The sequence below is a fragment of the Candidatus Limnocylindrales bacterium genome, assembly GCA_035559535.1.
GTDB lineage: Bacteria > Moduliflexota > Moduliflexia > Moduliflexales > JAUQPW01 > JAUQPW01.
On the sequence record DATMBG010000051.1, the window covers coordinates 120,954 to 137,461 of the forward strand.

Genomic DNA, 16,508 nt, shown 5'->3' on the forward strand with positions numbered 1-16,508 from the left:
TACTTTTTAAGCCGATGTTTTACCTGTAAAGTGAAACCCCTGGATGAGCAAGGCGGGTACTACGCAGGTCCCTATTTCAGAACCCCAGAATCCTACGCGATGACGCTCGCGGGAGATCTTTTTTACCCGAGAGAAAGCATCCAGAATTCCTTCGGTGAATCGAAGATTTTGAATGGGTTTTTTTATTTTTCCTTCCTCAACAAGAAAGGTTCCATCTCGGGTCATCCCGGTCATAAGAGCCCGTCGAGTATCCAGCAGCCCATTTACATAATGGAAACGGGTGATCAGGAGACCTCGTTCCATTGAAGTCAACATTTCCGAAAAACTTACCTCTCCGGGCTCCATAAACAGATTCAAAGGAGCCGGTTCTCCGCCGTGGAATCCTCCTGAAAGCATAGCATGCCCTGTAGACGGTTTATGATCGCGGGCTCCTGTTAAGGTATCGTATAAGACATTGGCTGCAACTCCTTTATCGATCAAGATAACTTTTTTCTTCCGAACTCCTTCTGCATCGAAGGTAATGGGTACACCGGCAGGGTCCCAACCATCATCGTAGATGGTTATAGAGGAGCCGGTGATTCTTTCGCCCAATCGACCTGATAAAAAACTTCGTCCCTCCTGAAAACTTTTAGCCCCAAATCCGATATATCCCATCCATTGCAGGAGAATACTTACCGCAGGAGGTTCCAGAATCACATCATAAAACCCCGGTTCCAGGGAAGATGGATTTCGACTGTTCGAACATTTCTCCAAGGCCGTTTCTATCAGTTGGGGGAAATCTACCTGTTGGATATTCCGAGAAGTATCGGTGGCATAGCCGGAGCCATCGGCGGTTAGAGCGGTTATATTAAAGCGAACTTGGGTGTAAGGCTGATAAACCGAAAGGCCCCGTGAGTTAACCACGGCCATTTCTCCCTCTCCGGTAGCCAAGGCTCCGGCAACTCTAAACCCGTAAGAATCTGCCCGTTGAATGGCTTGTTGGATAATCTCAGCCCGTTGTTGAGGAGAGTAAGCTGCTGTCTCGGGATAATAGGTCTGAAGATCTGGCATTTCCTCCGAAGCCGGAAAGGATTCAAAATAAGGATTTTCCTTTTGAAGTTGAGCTATTTGTATGGCGCTCTGCAGAGATTTTTTAAGGTCCTCCGGGTTCAGAGAATTCACAGAAGCTATTCCCAGCTTTTTTCCCAGGGCAACCCGAAAGATCACCCTTATATTGGATTCTATCATACTCTGGTGAATAACCGACTCCCCAAATCGGGTTAATCCTTCTGAATTTCCAACCAGCACCGCTTCTGTTTGATCTGCTTCGGATTTACGGACAATGTTGGTAAGTATATCCAGCGCTTTATCCTTTCCCAGCATTTTGGCTTGTAGTCTATTATCCATAGTCCGCGCATTATCTCTCTTCTATTTTCATGAACAACGGACAACAGGCAATAGACGAAGTTATTTTTTCACACCAACCTGAACCCGGTGGAACCGGGCCGGAGCTGTACCATGACCCACGTGGCCGGCCTGCATGGGTTCTCCCTTTCCACAATTAGGAGTTCCCCAGATGTGCCAGAAATTTTTATTGCAAACTGCATCACAAGAACCCCAAAACTGAGGTGTGATACCGGTATAAACAGGGTTTTTAAAAATTCTTCCCAGCTTACCGTGTTTGATTTCCTGGGCCATTTCACACCCAAACTGGAAGTTGAGGCGCAAATCATCGATGCTCCAGCTTTTAAGGGTACTCAGGTAAAGTCCGTCGGGTGTATCGGCAATAAGCTCTTCCAGGCTCGGTTCGCCGGGTTCTAAATTAATATTAACCATACGAATAAGGGGAATCCGGTTCCAACCGTCTGCCCGCATGGTTCCATTACTTTTCTGCCCCAAAACCACGGCGGTCTCTCGAGAGGTCAAATATCCAACAAAAATGCCCTCTCGGACAATATCGGTTCGCTGAGCTTTAACCCCTTCGTCATCATATCCAAAACTACCTAAGCCTCCTTCCAGGGTGGCGTCGGCAGTGATATGAACCGAACGGGAACCATACCGAAATTTTCCCAATTTATCCAGGGTTAGAAAACTCCCTCCGGCTAAGCTGATCTCGGTTCCCAGTACCCGATCCAACTCAATGGGATGTCCACAAGACTCATGAACCTGAATGGCCACCTGAGACCCTTCCAGAATTAAAGTCTTTTCGCCTGAAGGACACTCTGGAGCCCGGAGCAATTCCAAAGCCTCCGTCCGAATCCTCTCTGCTTCGTTAACCAGGTTCATTCCAAGGACGAATTCGTATCCACGGGTAGCATAATCTCCGTGATAGGATTGGGGATAAGATCGCTGCTGGACTTCTGAACCTTCCACAGCTATAACCGAAATGCCTCCCCCACTTTCCCAAATAGTTTGTTCGATAAAGGCCCCCTCGGTACTGGCAAAGATCTTGTCAATACGATTAAATCCCATAATCCCTTGAGCAACTTTAATTCGCGGATCTTTCCGGAGGACTTCATCGGCCTGGAGCAGAAGATTGATTTTCTCGTCCAGAGAAACCTGAAAAGGATCTATCTCGATTCGAGTTCGGTAGGTATCGATGTAAGGCTCGACTTCGGCTAATTGGACTTTCCGCTTGTTAACCCAGGCACTGGCCCGGGCAATTTCCACGGCCTGATCCGCTACCCGCTTCATTTCCTCTTCGGTTAAGATCGAACTGGCGGCAAATCCCCAGGAACCTTTGACCAGGACCCGGATCCCAAATCCCTGATCTAAATCCTCCAGAAGGTTCTCCACCATACCGTTTTTAACCTCTAAGCTTTGATGCCTTGTCCGAACCTGGCGAATATCTCCATAGTCTACCCCTTTTTGCTTCAGGTAGCTAATCGTTTCTTTAAGAAAGTCTTTTATGTTCATGGGCAGAGATTAATTCTACCACAAAGACACGAAAGTACCAAGGACTACCAGGTCTCTCGGCGATTTTTTGATACCTTTTCTTCTTCCTGGATCTCTTCGTATCTCGTGATTTTCGTGTTTCTCTTAATTCAGAATTTAGCCAGCGTTTTACTTTTGTTCGGCCATACGATCTGATAGTTTTTAAGAAACTCTCTAGTAAGGGCACGGCGCGCCGTACCCCTAACCTTGAATCGGACAGACCTATAAGATTCAAGCTGCTCTGATTCCAATGGGATAGAGCCTCTCGACTACCCGATATTGTTCATTAATAAATCCTCTCGCATCTTGCGGACACGGGGATTGCCTCCCAGCCCATCAATGTGCTGACTAATTAAACGAGCATAATCCTTAGGCAAGTCGGCTATATCCTTGATGACTTGCCGAAGTCTGCGCACACTATACATCGACTTCCTTAGCTCGTAATTCTGCTTTAGCCTGCTCCCAAGGAACGGCTTCTTCTCCAGCTTCACGAAGACGGCGAATTTCCTCAGCGTCTTCTAGGTCCTCCAATAAAGTGAGCAGTTCCTCCCAGATTGCATAATCCAACACTACGGCTTTCTCGTCGCCTGGGGTGTCCACTAAAAATTGGACCTTTTGCAACAGTTCACTGATACTCATTTAAATCTCTGTATGGTTCTTACCGAGTCCTAACTTATATTGGACGGCCCAATCACCGCAAAAAAGACGGCTTTTAGGCAGCCTAATCCTTCTAAATACCGCATAAATGCCACCAGATAACCATCTAACATCTAAAATTCTTGTCTTAGACAGCTCATTTTGAGCCGGCTAATTTTTTATCGGTCCTTATGATATTTCTAGACGACAATAAGGCGTAAAAAACGTTCTTTTCCAAAAAGATTGCCCATCTAGAAACATTATAAAACTATTTTATAAAAGGAGAGTCAAATGGTCAAGCAAAACCGCTGGATCAAGTAAAAAATCTAATCTGATTAAAACATTATAGCATCAGGACCGAGGAACCTTACATAAACCGGATTAAAGGATTCATTATCTTCCCTGTGGAAAACCTCATCCTGGCAAAATGGCAAAATGGAGGAATCTGAGGTTACTCCGTAGCGATGAAACAGTTCTACAAAGAACTGTCAATAGTACAAAACCCAAATTTTGCAGGGATAGAAGGAGATAGGTTTCGGAACCGACCCTTGAGGTTTTTTCCTCAAGATACTACTTATATTATAATACGAAGGTTATCGTGATGCTCAGCAAGACGAGAATACAAAATGATTTAATTTAAGAGCCTCACCGGCTTAGGAGGAGACTATTTATATGGCAACTCAACTTCTGGAGACATCATCTTCACCCCTTCGACTTACCGAAAAACAAATTGCCTTTTATCATGAAAAGGGTTACCTGATCATCGAAAGGGTCTTAGACGAAGAGAGGTTGATCGCTTTGCGGGAGGTTACAGATCGAATTGTTGAGGGAGCGCGAGGACTGACCCAACATACCGAGGTATATGACCTGGAAGATTCCCACATACCGGATGAGCCACGGGTTCGACGGATTAAAAATCCTTCCAAAGTACACCCTCTCTATTGGGAATTATCCAGGGATAAAACTATCCTCGGTATTGTAGCTCAATTGATCGGCCCTAATATACGGTTTCACAGCGAAAAACTGAATATGAAATCGGCCGGTTATGGGGCACCGGTCGAGTGGCATCAAGATTGGGCTTTCTATCCCCATACCAACGATGATGTGCTGGCGGTAGGTATTTTGTTGGATGATAGTACCCCGGATAATGGACCTCTCATGGTCATTCCGGGATCTCATAGGGGGCCTGTCTACGATCACCATGCAAACGGTCGGTTTTGTGGAGCTATCCATCCTTCCTGTAAGGTAAATTATGAAGATGCTGTGCCTTTGTTATGTAGCGCCGGAGGAATGACGATTCATCACGTTCGCGCCGTTCATGGTTCGGCACCTAATTACTCCCATAAACCGCGTCGATTGCTTCTGTTCGCCTATGCTGCTGTCGATGCCTGGCCTTTAATGGGTATGAGCCAATCTGGAGCCAAAACCTATGAGGAGTTCAATGAACTCATCGTCGCCGGCGAAGCCACCAATCAACCGCGTCTTATTCCAGTACCGGTACGTATGCCATTACCTCCGGCATTGTATGGCGGTTCCATTTACGAAAACCAGAAAGGGAAAATTAGCAGCTACTTCCAAGACTAAGCAATAAGCCTCTGTAAGGGAGAAGCCGGTAAGAATAATTCAAGGGGCCAACCCGGTCGGTGGATCACTCTATTAAGGTCCTTGTACTGTTGGTCCATCTCCCGCGATCGTTGTCCGATGCATGACCCGCCGGTATTTGGAGGTATCCCAGGGTCTGCCCCGATGTAAGCAGCGACGATTGTCCCACATGACCAGGTCTTTGGGTCGCCACTTATGGCGATAAACGAACTGAGGTTGGGTTGCCCATTCCAGTAACTCCTTCAGCAAGGCCCGGCCTTCTTCAATCGGCCAGCCGACAATATGGGAGGCATGTGAGCCGATAAAAAGCGCCTTTTCGCCGGTCTCTGGAATAGTTCGCACCAGGATTTGCTTTACCGGTGGTACTTCGTTCTTGAAGGCCTCATCCATCAGGTCGGGAGAAATCAAACTCCGGGAGTAGGCCAGGCTATGGACGGCAACAAGACCCTCTAACATGGCTTTTTTATCGTCCGGTAAGGCATCATAAGCGGCCCGCGTGCTGGCATATTCGGTTTCTCCCCCTTCAGGAGGTACCTCCCGGGCTGATAAGAGAGAGGCTTTAGCAGGAATCCTCTTAAACGAACTGTCAGAGTGCCAAAGCATATTGGCAGAAAGATGATATATGCGTTTGTCTTCCGGCGAGATCATCTCATTTTTTTCATCAACATTGGAAAGGTTGTTAATAAGACCTCCACCCCCGGTGAAGTCATTTTTCATGGTTGATTCCAATGGTCCAAACCGTTGACTAAAGGCAATTTGCTGTTCGTCATTTAAATCTTGATCATGAAAGACCAACACCGAATACCTGTTGAAAGCCTCCCGGATCTGCTCAAAAGTTTCTTCATCCAAAGGTTTTGTAATATCAACACCCAAAATTTCTGCACCGAAACAATCGGTCAGTGGATTGATGGTTATCGCCATAGTGGTTTTACCTCATCAGGAAGTTATATCCTTTTCATTTTGACATAAGTCCTAAACTCATAAGTTTGTGTCTTCAGGACTTTATAGTCAGACCCCTGTTTTTAATTTTCTATAAAAATTCTCTTGCTTTTATCCTGCATCATGTATTTTATCGAGGATAAATGCAAGAATTTTTTTTAAAAAATAAGGTCTGGAAGGGACTTTTGTTTAAAATTCTTTAAAAAAGAAGGGAGAGAAGGTAATGACTCGACCCATCGAAAAACTTTTCCGTGCCCCTTATGCTGTGCCCAATGATTTACAAATGACCGAACAGGGACTTTGGATCGTGGATCAAATGACCGATCGGGTGGCTCTTACCGAGATTACGCAAATTGTTCCGGAGTGCAGGGTTCCCAGGCTCATTCGAGATATTCCCAGCGAATCCTCCAATACCAGCGGATTAACTTATGGAGATGGCGTACTCTGGCTGGGTGTTAACGGTCCGGCTACGCTATGGCGATCGGCACGACTGACCGACGCCGGACCGGATCAGGGGGAGATCCTGAAAGTTGATCCCTATACAGGGAAAACTCTGGGACGGTATCCGGTCCCGGGCGGGGGTCCTACCCATGGAATCGAATATGACCCTTTCGAAGAAGGTTATCTCTGGATAACCCTTCTTAAAGATCAAACTTTGGGTAAGGTATGGATTGTCGATTGGACTCTTCAACACGTGATTCCCTTACCTTATGAAAGGGCCCACGGGGTGGTACGGGTAGAGGATGGAATCTGGGTTGTACATACCTCCCGCCGGGTTATTGTCAAGCTTGATGTGAAAAGCGGAACGGAACTGGACCGGATAACCATCTCAAAGTCGGATCCAGAACCCCACGGATTATCCATTTTTGGTAAAGATCTCCTCTATTGCGATGCAACCTCCGGATGGATCGTAAAAATTACACTATGATCGATAAATCTGGCGAAGCTCACCGACGGCCCATTCTATTACTTTTTTAGGTGCTTCACCTCGAATGGCTCGTGCAAAGATATCTACAATAATATATTTCGATAGGGCTTCTGCAGCATTTCGGGTAGGAGGTCCTGGATAGCCGATCGAGCGACCCAGTTTTGCCGTGTGCCTGAAAGCTAAGACCCGGGGATCTTTCTGCCATAAGGGATGAGTTTCATGATCAGGACCTGGAGCAACATTCACACCGCCTCCTATCTCAAACCATTTATAGAAATTGGGTTTGTCCATCAAAAATAGGAGGAACTCTTTTGCTGCATCGATGTGGGGAGAGTATTTCATAACAGCGAACTCAAGCGTGGTATTATAGTGGAAACTTCCGGCCGGTCCCGCAGGCATGATGGCATGGTTTATGTGCTGAGCTATTTGAGGGGACTGATTTCTCGCTACTACGTAAATACTGGCACTGTTCAGGGTACAGGAAATCTGTTCGGCTAAAAAGGCCCGGTTATTGCTGGTATCATCCCAGGCAAGCCCTGTTTCGTCAAAGACGTCTTTCCAAAGAACCGGAATAAATTCCACGGCTTCTAAGGTCTCCGGACTGTCTAAGGCAATAGTCTTACCATCCTCCTCCACAGGCTTTCCCCCAAAGCTCCACAGATAAGGATACGCAAAAGTGGGCGCATCTCCAAAGGTATGCCCGAAGGTTTGTCCAAAAGGCCGACCCAGGTCTTTAAGAAGTTTTCCCACCTTTCTATATTCCTCCCAGGTCTCGGGGAATTTCTCAACCCCTACCTCCTGGAACCAGTCTTCCCGATGGACCATAGCCGTACCTGCAATGGCATAAGGCATCGCCTTATAATGGTCCTCTACAAAACAAACATCCTGAATCTGCCGATAAAAACCCCCATACATCTCTCCCACTTTTTCAGCCACATCGTCTATATCTATACACCCCTTCGCATACAGGTGCGGCCAGTTATGAAGCATCTGCATGATATCTGGTCCGGTACCGGTCTCAATGGCCGCTGCAATCCGCGCCTGCAAATCGTTGGCATTGATGGTCTCGATGGTTACCTGGACACCTGTTTGTTTGCCCCATTCTGATGCCTGCCTTCGGATTTCATCATCGGTGGGTGGAACAAAGCTGCTTAACTGCAAAAGATGTAGTTTTGTTCCTTTCAAAATTGCCGGAGCCGCTATTTTTTGAGTGCCTGGGAATAAAACACCCTTTGTAAAAGTTATTCCGGTCGTTAACCCAACCACCTTCAGAAACTGACGCCGTGTGAACAGGTTTTCTCTATTAACTGCAGAATCTGATGGCGGAGTAACGGAGGGGCCAGGTTCGGGGAGACTGCTGACACATGGGCTCATAGGTGATTTCCTCCTTGTTTTACTCCCTCCCAGGTTTTTGGGGCTGAACTCCTCACCAATACCCGGAAACTCACCTCAGATAAGCACCGCCCTATAGCCGCCAATCTTTCGGCGTCTCTCAAACCTGATGGAGCAGTAACCCCTGAACTCGAATCTCTTTCAATTTTAAATTTTAAATACGACCTATGCACTTATAGACCCAAGAACCTGAGGGTTCTCAAACTTTTTTATCTTCTAAAAAGAAAATCATAGACTAACCCTATTTATTCGTCAAGATACTTTTTATAAGATTAAAATTCGGTCGATCTATCTAACCCCTGGATCTTTGTCAAGTGATTTATGTCAGTTTTTTAACTAATCCAAATTAAAAACGGAAAATTTCTATACTTATCTCTCCTCTTCTAAGATTCGGTAGATTTAATTTTTAGAAGTTCAAAGTTTTAGGAACCGGAGAATTTTTGAAGTTTTAGGAAATGGGACGGTTTATTTAAGAGATAGAATTAAACAAAATCTCTTCTCCATTACAAATGTGATAGAATTTAGGGAGAAAGGATCTATCTTAGCAAATTTATGAGGGTTAAAATTTTTAGCTAAAAAAAGCTTGAAAAAGTTTTTGGGGTGATGCAACCTTTATTCTGTTAAATTGTTTTAAATAAATGACTTTTTAACAATCTTTTGTAGATAAGCTGGATATTTTCTTCTTCAACTTTAGATAAAAATGATTGTTATAAAGTTATCCACCCCTGTGGATAAATCATCCCTATGAATCCAAATTTGTGGGAGAACATTCTCAAACATATAGCGGACCGGATTAACAGACAAAGCTTTGAGACATGGTTTAGGCCTGTTCGACCCCTATCCTTCGAATCAGGGACTATTAAACTGGGAGTGCCTGATCAAAACTTTATAAGCTGGCTCAACGAGCATTACCTGGAAGTCCTACTGGGCGCCATTAAAGAGGTGATGGGAGAACTCCCGGCAGTTTCCTTTGTGGTCTACAAAGAATCCGATGAGGCCAAAAACTCCGAAGTTTCAAGTTTTCCCTCGTCCAGGGAAATGCGGGAGCGTCAAATGGAATTGCCCACACCCATAGAAACTCCTTACAGGAAAAACCCTTCTCGGGTCTTTGAAGAGTCCGAAGAGGAGGTGGCCCTTAATCCCAGATATACGTTTAGTACCTATGTAGTGGGTTCAGGAAGCCGATTTGCCCACGCAGCTTCTTTAGCAGTTGCAGAGCAGATGTCCTCTACCTATAACCCCTTATTCATTTACGGGGGAGTAGGATTAGGAAAAACCCATCTCCTTCATGCGATCGGTCATAAAACCTTAGGATTAAGGAAGAAAGTAAGACTCCTGTATATCTCTTCAGAACGTTTTGTCAATGAATTGATCAATTCCATTCGATATGATTCCCTGCCGAGCTTCCGGGAGAAATATCGTCAGATTGATTTCCTTCTTATCGATGATATCCAGTTTATAGCCGGGAAAGACAGGACCCAGGAAGAATTCTTCCATACCTTCAACGCCCTCCATAATGCACGGAAACAAATTGTTATTACCAGTGATTGTCCGCCGAAACAGATTCCAACTCTGGAGGAGCGGTTGAGATCCCGATTTGAATGGGGGCTCATTGCGGACATTCAACCTCCAGACCTGGAAACCAAGATCGCCATTCTCCAGAAAAAAGCGGAAGAAAGAAAAGTTCATCTTCCAGATGAAGTAGCTTTATTCATAGCCAGCAAAGTGAAATCCAACATTCGGGAATTGGAGGGCTGTTTGACTAAAGTAGCTGCCTCTGCCGCCTTTAAAGGATGTAGCATCAACCTGGAACTGGCCCAAGAAGTCCTTCAGGATTTATTCGATACGAAGGTAAAACCTATTACCGTTGACCTTGTCCAGAAGGTCGTAGCCAATTATTACCAAATTCCTCAACAGGAGTTGAAAGCCCAGACCCGGGTCAAAAATATTGCATTTCCCAGACAGGTAGCCATGTATCTGTGTCGCGAATTAACCCAGTTATCCCTGCCCGAGATTGGAAGAAGTTTCGGTGGTAAAGACCATACGACGATTCTTCACGCCTGCCGTAAAATAGAGCAAGAGATGAGCAAAAATCCGGAACTGAGGGGATTGATTAATAAACTTAAAAACTTGATTCAGTCTTAACCCATAATTCATAGTCTGCTTTAACATCCTGGGGACGAAGCTTTGGTTTTGTAGATAAGATCAGGATATGGTGGTTAGCTAACCGATGAAGACTTCGTCCCCTGAAATTAGCATAAGCAGGAATTATGAAGGTTTTATGACAAAAAGTTTAGGTTTTTGTGAAGACCGCTGAAAACCCAGGTTGATCCCTGTTGAGAAACGGCTTTTTTGCTTGACAAATTTCAAGTAAAAATGTTAACTGATATTAAAGTAAAGAAAAATTTGTCCTTGCGGCTACTTGTCTGTTATGCTTAAAGGGGATCCTTTTTCTGCTTTTCAATCCACCTGGAGGGGGGCGTAAATTATGTTATTCGATTACGTAAACGTTTTGGTTTTCATGACCGTAGGAGTTCTCTTTCTGGTAGGGAGTTTGCTTGCAGCTCGCCTGGCATCCAGACTGCTCCATTCCAGGACCCTGAATCCGGATAAGTTAACCAATTATGAATGTGGGGAACGCCCGATTGGAGGAACGGCGATTCAGTTTAATATACGATTTTATGTAATAGCCCTGATTTTTGTCATTTTTGAAGTGGAAGTGGTTTTCCTCTATCCCTGGGCCGTAGTATTTAAAGACTTAGGATTTTTTGCCTTTGTAGAGATGTCGGTATTTATCTTCATTCTTCTCTTGGGACTGGCCTATGTTTGGTGTAAAGGAGACCTTGAATGGGTTAAACCCTCTGAAATCTCTCTGGCTCGAGAAAGAAGCTCTCAAGAGCATGGTGAGACACTTCATAGATGAGTCCTCGCAGGGAGGTGTTTTAGAATGAAATTACTGGAAAGCACCTTTCGGGATAATATCCTGATAACTCGCGTAGATTATTTTCTTAATTGGGCAAGGTTGTCTTCTCTATGGCCCATGCTCTTTGGGTTGGCCTGTTGTGCCATTGAAATGATGGCGACGGGAGCGGCTCGATATGATCTGGATAGATTTGGAGCAGGGGTTTTCCGTGGCACTCCCCGACAATCGGACCTTATGATTGTTGCCGGAACGGTTACCATTAAAATGTCCTCCAGACTTAAGCTACTCTATGAGCAAATGCCAGAGCCCAAGTATGTGATATCCATGGGAAGTTGTGCCACCAGCGGAGGTCCTTACTGGCAACACGGTTATCATGTCTTAAAGGGAGTTGACCTGGTGGTACCTGTGGACGTCTATGTCCCCGGCTGTCCGCCTCGTCCGGAGTCTTTAATAGAAGGGGTTTTAAAACTTCAAGAAAAGATCCGAAATGAAAGGTTGTTGGCCCGTGGGATTTCATCGGTTATGTCTTCTTAAAAGTCAGGGGAGGGAGGAAGGTTATCCAGAGGCAGGACCGACGCCTTTGGAGTCGTGAATGGTAGTTCGAGTTTACGCCCTTTACGGATAAATTTAGAAAAGTCCAGGAACTGCTGAGTAAGGAGATGGGTATCCAGGAGATTTTGGAAAAGCTAAAGGCCAGGTTTGAGGGGGTTTCTTTTGAGTTGGTAGATACGAAGGTAGACCCCTTTATCAAGGTTCCTGCTAAAAACATCGCAGAGGTCGCCGCCTTCCTTAAAGACGATGAAGCTCTCGCCTTCGACTCTCTCATGTGTTTGAGTGGGGTTGATTACCTCCATACCCTCGCGGTGGTTTACCACCTCTTTTCCTTCAAGCATGGTCATAAATTAGTCCTAAAGGTGGAAACCCCCCGGGATAATCCTTCCGTACCCACAGTAGAAAATGTCTGGAAAACGGCCAATTGGCATGAACGGGAAGCCTTTGATATGTTCGGAATTCATTTTGAGAACCATAGTGATCTGAGAAGGATCCTCTGCCCGGATGATTGGGAAGGTTATCCACTTCGTAAAGATTATAAAACCCAAGAGTTCTATCACGGTATTCGGGTGGAAGTTGCCGAGCCTCCAGATCCTCTCTACGAAGTTAAACAGAAGCCCAAGGCAGACAAAGCAGTAAAACCTGCCGGAGCTGCGGCTGCCAAAACTGCCAAACCGGATCCCAAGGCCACAACCGAGAAAAAAGCTGAGTAGTTCCTGGTTCATCGCCCGTTGTTTGAAGAGGTTTATCCCCTACAACGGGCAACAGATAACAAACTAAAGCTATGTTAGAAACAGCGGATCTTCTTAAAGAAGGGATCAAGGGAGAACTCAAAAGTGATGAGATGCTCCTTAACATGGGGCCTCAGCATCCCAGTACCCATGGAGTTCTACGGTTGGTCCTGAGGACCGATGGGGAAGTTGTTAAAGAGGCAATTCCCCATATCGGTTATCTGCATCGGTGTTTTGAGAAACATGCGGAAAACGTAACCTACCCCCAGGTTATTCCCTACACCGACCGGATGGATTATGTGGGTTCCATGAACAACGCGTTGGGTTATGTGATCGCCGTTGAAAAGTTAATGGGAATCAAAGTGCCGGAGCGGGCGGAATATATCCGGGTCATTGTGGCAGAACTGAATCGAATTGCCAGTCATTTGCTGGCTTTTGGGACCTATGGTCTGGATATAGGGGCTTTTACCCCTTTTATGCATGCCTTCCGGGATCGGGAAAAAATTTTGGATCTTTTCGAGGAAGCTTCCGGGGCACGCCTTCTCTATAATTATCCCCGAATCGGCGGGGTTGCTAAGGATGTCCCACCGGGTTGGCTTGAAAAAACCCGGGCGTTTATCGATTACTTTGAACCTAAAATTAAAGAGTACAATGACCTTTTAACCTTCAATAAAATTTTCATTGAACGGACGGCTAATGTAGGAGTCCTGCCCCTGGATTTGGCTATCAGTTATGGGGTTACCGGTCCTAATCTTCGAGGCTCCGGCATGAAGTGGGATCTGCGAAGGAATGATCCCTATTCCATCTACGACCGGTTTGAGTTCGATATTCCGGTTGGAACCGGTGAGATGGGAACCGTAGGGGATTGCTGGGACCGGTATTGGGTCCGAATCCGGGAAATGGGAGAGAGCATTAAGATCATTCGCCAGGCCCTGGACCAGATACCCCCAGGAGAGGTTATGGCCCCGGAAGGATTAAAAGCTATTAAACCCCCCAAAGGGGAAGTCTATGTCCGTACCGAAACCCCTCGAGGTGAGTTAGGTTACTATTTGATCAGTGATGGCTCTCAACAACCTTATCGCCTGAAAGTTCGCTCCCCCTGCTTCACGGCCATGAGTGTATTTCATGAGATCGCTCGAGGTGGAATGATTGCAGATATGGTAGCCATCGTCGGAAGTCTGGACATCGTACTCGGAGAGATTGATCGGTAGTCAGGGACTGAAACCAGTGGGGAAGTTACATGACCCCACTGCTTCAATCCCTTACCATCCCCCGATGCGTAATTTTGTAGACCAGCTCGTCAATAGTTATGAGTTCTTGGAAATCCTTCCCAGACCTCTCCTGTATCTGATGGCCATGGTGGCGGCCAGTGCTATTATTCTGGGTTTTATTGCGATCCTGGTCATGTTTTTTGTCTGGCTGGAACGAAAAGTTGCAGGGCATATGCAAGACCGCTACGGACCCATGGAGGTGGGGCGACATGGTTGGCTTCAATCCATCGCTGATGGCATCAAGCTCTTTCTTAAGGAGGATATCATCCCCGCTTTAGCCGATAAACCCCTGTTTGTTATAGCTCCCATCATCGTCTTTGTTGGAGCATTCTCGGCCTTTGTCGTTGTGCCCTTCAGTGAAAATCTCATGGTTGCAGACCTGAACATCGGAATCTTTTATATTCTGGCCGTCTCATCTCTGACTGTTATCGGTATTATCATGGCCGGCTGGTCTTCCAATAATAAATGGGCCCTTTATGGAGCCATGCGCTCAGCAGCTCAGATTATCAGCTATGAAATCCCAGTAGGAATTGCTTTACTGGCAGCCGTTCTGCCAGCAGGGAGCTTGAGCATGCGAGATATCGTCTTAGCACAAAGTGGAGGATTTTGGAATTGGTTTATTTTTCGTAATCCTCCCTTTGGCTTTGTGGCCTGCATTATTTATTTCGTTGCAGCTTTGGCCGAGGTTAACCGAACCCCCTTCGATATCCCAGAGGCAGAATCTGAACTGGTAGCGGGTTATCACACTGAATATACCGGAATGCGCTTTGCTTTCTTTTTCCTGGCCGAATATGCCAACATGTTTTTAGTGGGAACCATCGTCACCACTCTGTTTTTGGGAGGTTGGGAATTCCCTATTTTTCCCTCAGCCTTCGCCTTTTTAAATCCTATCATATTTGTCCTTAAGGGAATTGCCCTTGTTTTCATTATGATGTGGCTACGCTGGACCTTACCCCGCTTACGGGTGGATCAGCTTATGTACGTCTCCTGGAAGGTTCTCCTTCCCTTTGCCTTTGCTTGTTTGTTCGGCGTTAGTGCCTGGATGCTGCTCCTGCAGTCAGCTTAATAAAACCTCGTTATCTGTTGTTGATCTGGGAATCTAGCCAGGTAAACCTGGAGCGGAGACAAAGAGATACGGGGACATGGAGACACAATGAACAATAAAGAACAGACAGCTTTATGAAAGCATATTTTCAAAATATTTTTGAAGCAGTCCGGTCTATTCTCATAGGAATGAAAGTAACCTGGCGTCATCTATTTACTAAACCGGTTACTTTACAATATCCCCATGAAAAACTGGATTATCCAGAAAGAACCCGAGGCATGTTGTTTTGCAAAATAGAAGATTGTATAGGATGTCTCCAGTGCGCCAGGGCCTGTCCGGTGAACTGTATCTACATCGATGCTCCTAAAGCTCCTAAAGAGGTAGACCTGGGGGTAACTTCAGATGGGACCAAGAAAAGATTATATGTTACCCAGTTTGATATCGATATGACCTTGTGTTGCTATTGCGGGCTTTGTACAGAACCCTGTCCTACAGAATGCCTGATCATGACCGAGGCCTATGAGTATACCGTCTATGACCGATCAGACTTGCTTCTTCGTTTCGCCAAGAAAGGAGTCTCTTATTAATGAAGACCCGGGGATTTTGGGACACGGAGCCCTGGGGACGCAGAGACGTGGAGATAGACTTCCCCGTGTCTCCGTGTCCCCGCGTCCCCGTGTCTCTTTGTCTCCGCGTCCCAAAATCCCCGGGTCTTACGTATGCTGTTAGCCATTATCTTTACCATCTTTGCAGCTATTACCATTATTTCTGCAGGTATGGTGGTCTTCTCCCAAAATATCGTTTATTCGGCCTTCTCCCTACTTTTTACTTTCTTTGGAATAGCCGGATTATATGTCCTTTTAGCTGCCGATTTCCTTGCAGCCACGCAATTGTTGATTTATGTGGGTGGGATTCTCGTGTTACTTTTATTCGGGGTCATGCTGACCCATAAAATCCATGAAGTAAATTTGAGCAATGAATCCATGCGGTTGGCTCCCGCCGCCATCGTTGTTTTATCTTTCCTTGGTTTATTGAGCATCGTGGTTTATCGAACCCAATGGCCGACAGTTCCCGTACCGGAATTAACCCCAACCACAGCCCGAATCGGAACTCTTTTTATGACAGATTATCTCCTTCCCTTTGAAATAGCCTCCCTGGTTCTTTTAACTGCCCTGGTAGGGGCGGTATTCATTGCAAGGGGAAGGGTTAAAAAATGAATATGATCGTGCTGGAACATTACCTCCTGGTGGGTGCCATATTATTCTGCCTGGGGTTTTTCTGTGTTTTAACCCGACGCAACGCTGTAGCCGTCCTTATGGGCGTTGAATTAATTTTCAACGCTGCTAACCTTAATTTTGTGGCCTTTGCTCGTTTTGGAACTCTGAACATCGATGGAATTATGTTTGCCATCTTCATTATTATGTTGGCCGCAGCAGAGGCTACGGTGGCTCTGGCCATCGTACTAAATATCTACCGGCAACTGGATACGGTTAACCTGGATGAAGCCGATCTCATGAAAGGATAAAAAAAGAAAATCTAAAGTCTAATTGGCGAGTAGCGCATAGCGAGTACCTTA

17 protein-coding genes are annotated in these 16,508 nt (G+C 45.8%); 11 read left to right on the forward strand and 6 right to left on the reverse strand.

Features of this window, described 5'->3' with window-relative positions:
- Nucleotides 1-6 precede the first annotated feature (6 nt).
- The 4 genes from VNM22_19050 to VNM22_19065 form a co-directional block, all read right to left on the reverse strand.
- A complete protein-coding gene (locus VNM22_19050; protein HWP49262.1) occupies nt 7-1,386 on the reverse strand; it encodes a TldD/PmbA family protein in 1,380 nt (459 codons plus the stop codon).
- Nucleotides 1,387-1,446: 60 nt separating this feature from the next.
- Entirely contained in the window at nt 1,447-2,895 is a 1,449-nt protein-coding gene (locus tag VNM22_19055; GenBank protein HWP49263.1) for a TldD/PmbA family protein, read from the reverse strand.
- 287 nt (nt 2,896-3,182) lie between these two features.
- The gene (locus VNM22_19060) at nt 3,183-3,338 is read right to left on the reverse strand and encodes a hypothetical protein (protein ID HWP49264.1); all 156 of its coding nucleotides are present in this window, start codon (nt 3,336-3,338) and stop codon (nt 3,183-3,185) included.
- Nucleotides 3,331-3,552 carry a hypothetical protein gene (locus VNM22_19065; protein ID HWP49265.1) on the reverse strand — a complete coding sequence of 74 codons (222 nt, stop codon included), beginning with the start codon at nt 3,550-3,552 and terminating at the stop codon, nt 3,331-3,333. The genes VNM22_19060 and VNM22_19065 overlap by 8 nt, the downstream gene beginning before the upstream one ends.
- A 669-nt stretch (nt 3,553-4,221) precedes the next feature.
- Here VNM22_19065 and VNM22_19070 point away from each other — a divergent pair.
- Entirely contained in the window at nt 4,222-5,133 is a 912-nt protein-coding gene (locus tag VNM22_19070; protein HWP49266.1) for a phytanoyl-CoA dioxygenase family protein, read from the forward strand.
- Between the two features lie 72 nt (nt 5,134-5,205).
- On the opposite strand, the gene VNM22_19075 is transcribed toward VNM22_19070, so the two are convergent.
- Complete coding sequence (locus VNM22_19075; GenBank protein HWP49267.1) at nt 5,206-6,072, reverse strand: TauD/TfdA family dioxygenase; 867 nt, start codon at nt 6,070-6,072, stop codon at nt 5,206-5,208.
- Between the two features lie 241 nt (nt 6,073-6,313).
- Here VNM22_19075 and VNM22_19080 point away from each other — a divergent pair, with 241 nt between their 5' ends.
- The gene (locus tag VNM22_19080) at nt 6,314-7,018 is read left to right on the forward strand and encodes a hypothetical protein (GenBank protein HWP49268.1); all 705 of its coding nucleotides are present in this window, start codon (nt 6,314-6,316) and stop codon (nt 7,016-7,018) included.
- On the opposite strand, the gene VNM22_19085 is transcribed toward VNM22_19080, so the two are convergent.
- Nucleotides 7,013-8,392: an extracellular solute-binding protein gene (locus VNM22_19085; protein HWP49269.1), complete on the reverse strand. Its 1,380-nt coding sequence runs from the start codon at nt 8,390-8,392 to the stop codon at nt 7,013-7,015. The genes VNM22_19080 and VNM22_19085 overlap by 6 nt on opposite strands.
- A 762-nt stretch (nt 8,393-9,154) precedes the next feature.
- Between VNM22_19085 and dnaA the strand changes: the two genes are divergently transcribed.
- The 9 genes from dnaA (at nt 9,155) to nuoK (ending at nt 16,457) form a co-directional block, all read left to right on the forward strand.
- Entirely contained in the window at nt 9,155-10,555 is a 1,401-nt protein-coding gene (gene dnaA / locus VNM22_19090; GenBank protein HWP49270.1) for a chromosomal replication initiator protein DnaA, read from the forward strand.
- Nucleotides 10,556-10,898: 343 nt separating this feature from the next.
- Nucleotides 10,899-11,333, forward strand: coding sequence for an NADH-quinone oxidoreductase subunit A (locus tag VNM22_19095; protein HWP49271.1), 435 nt, complete (start codon nt 10,899-10,901; stop codon nt 11,331-11,333).
- Between the two features lie 24 nt (nt 11,334-11,357).
- On the forward strand, nt 11,358-11,867 hold the full coding sequence (gene nuoB, locus VNM22_19100) for an NADH-quinone oxidoreductase subunit NuoB (GenBank protein HWP49272.1): 510 nt from the start codon (nt 11,358-11,360) through the stop codon (nt 11,865-11,867).
- A gap of 143 nt (nt 11,868-12,010) precedes the next feature.
- A complete protein-coding gene (locus tag VNM22_19105; GenBank protein ID HWP49273.1) occupies nt 12,011-12,598 on the forward strand; it encodes an NADH-quinone oxidoreductase subunit C in 588 nt (195 codons plus the stop codon).
- 71 nt (nt 12,599-12,669) lie between these two features.
- Nucleotides 12,670-13,827, forward strand: a complete 1,158-nt coding sequence (locus tag VNM22_19110) for an NADH-quinone oxidoreductase subunit D (protein ID HWP49274.1) — start codon at nt 12,670-12,672, stop codon at nt 13,825-13,827.
- Complete coding sequence (gene nuoH, locus VNM22_19115) at nt 13,817-14,953, forward strand: NADH-quinone oxidoreductase subunit NuoH (GenBank protein HWP49275.1); 1,137 nt, start codon at nt 13,817-13,819, stop codon at nt 14,951-14,953. The genes VNM22_19110 and nuoH overlap by 11 nt, the downstream gene beginning before the upstream one ends.
- A gap of 113 nt (nt 14,954-15,066) precedes the next feature.
- Nucleotides 15,067-15,519: an NADH-quinone oxidoreductase subunit I gene (locus tag VNM22_19120; GenBank protein HWP49276.1), complete on the forward strand. Its 453-nt coding sequence runs from the start codon at nt 15,067-15,069 to the stop codon at nt 15,517-15,519.
- A 132-nt stretch (nt 15,520-15,651) separates the two neighbouring features.
- Entirely contained in the window at nt 15,652-16,149 is a 498-nt protein-coding gene (locus tag VNM22_19125) for an NADH-quinone oxidoreductase subunit J (GenBank protein HWP49277.1), read from the forward strand.
- A complete protein-coding gene (gene nuoK / locus VNM22_19130) occupies nt 16,146-16,457 on the forward strand; it encodes an NADH-quinone oxidoreductase subunit NuoK (GenBank protein ID HWP49278.1) in 312 nt (103 codons plus the stop codon). Before VNM22_19125 ends, nuoK begins: the two co-directional genes overlap by 4 nt.
- Nucleotides 16,458-16,508 lie beyond the last annotated feature (51 nt).

Excerpts from the sequence above, each read along its gene's own strand:
- VNM22_19050 (HWP49262.1), bottom strand. The coding sequence starts at position 1,386 with ATGGATAATAGACTACAAGCCAAAATGCTGGGAAAGGATAAAGCGCTG.
- VNM22_19055 (HWP49263.1), bottom strand. The coding sequence starts at position 2,895 with ATGAACATAAAAGACTTTCTTAAAGAAACGATTAGCTACCTGAAGCAA.
- VNM22_19060 (HWP49264.1), bottom strand. The coding sequence starts at position 3,338 with ATGTATAGTGTGCGCAGACTTCGGCAAGTCATCAAGGATATAGCCGAC.
- VNM22_19065 (HWP49265.1), bottom strand. The coding sequence starts at position 3,552 with ATGAGTATCAGTGAACTGTTGCAAAAGGTCCAATTTTTAGTGGACACC.
- VNM22_19070 (HWP49266.1), top strand. The coding sequence starts at position 4,222 with ATGGCAACTCAACTTCTGGAGACATCATCTTCACCCCTTCGACTTACC.
- VNM22_19075 (HWP49267.1), bottom strand. The coding sequence starts at position 6,072 with ATGGCGATAACCATCAATCCACTGACCGATTGTTTCGGTGCAGAAATT.
- VNM22_19080 (HWP49268.1), top strand. The coding sequence starts at position 6,314 with ATGACTCGACCCATCGAAAAACTTTTCCGTGCCCCTTATGCTGTGCCC.
- VNM22_19085 (HWP49269.1), bottom strand. The coding sequence starts at position 8,392 with ATGAGCCCATGTGTCAGCAGTCTCCCCGAACCTGGCCCCTCCGTTACT.
- dnaA (HWP49270.1), top strand. The coding sequence starts at position 9,155 with ATGAATCCAAATTTGTGGGAGAACATTCTCAAACATATAGCGGACCGG.
- VNM22_19095 (HWP49271.1), top strand. The coding sequence starts at position 10,899 with ATGTTATTCGATTACGTAAACGTTTTGGTTTTCATGACCGTAGGAGTT.
- nuoB (HWP49272.1), top strand. The coding sequence starts at position 11,358 with ATGAAATTACTGGAAAGCACCTTTCGGGATAATATCCTGATAACTCGC.
- VNM22_19110 (HWP49274.1), top strand. The coding sequence starts at position 12,670 with ATGTTAGAAACAGCGGATCTTCTTAAAGAAGGGATCAAGGGAGAACTC.
- VNM22_19120 (HWP49276.1), top strand. The coding sequence starts at position 15,067 with ATGAAAGCATATTTTCAAAATATTTTTGAAGCAGTCCGGTCTATTCTC.
- VNM22_19125 (HWP49277.1), top strand. The coding sequence starts at position 15,652 with ATGCTGTTAGCCATTATCTTTACCATCTTTGCAGCTATTACCATTATT.
- nuoK (HWP49278.1), top strand. The coding sequence starts at position 16,146 with ATGAATATGATCGTGCTGGAACATTACCTCCTGGTGGGTGCCATATTA.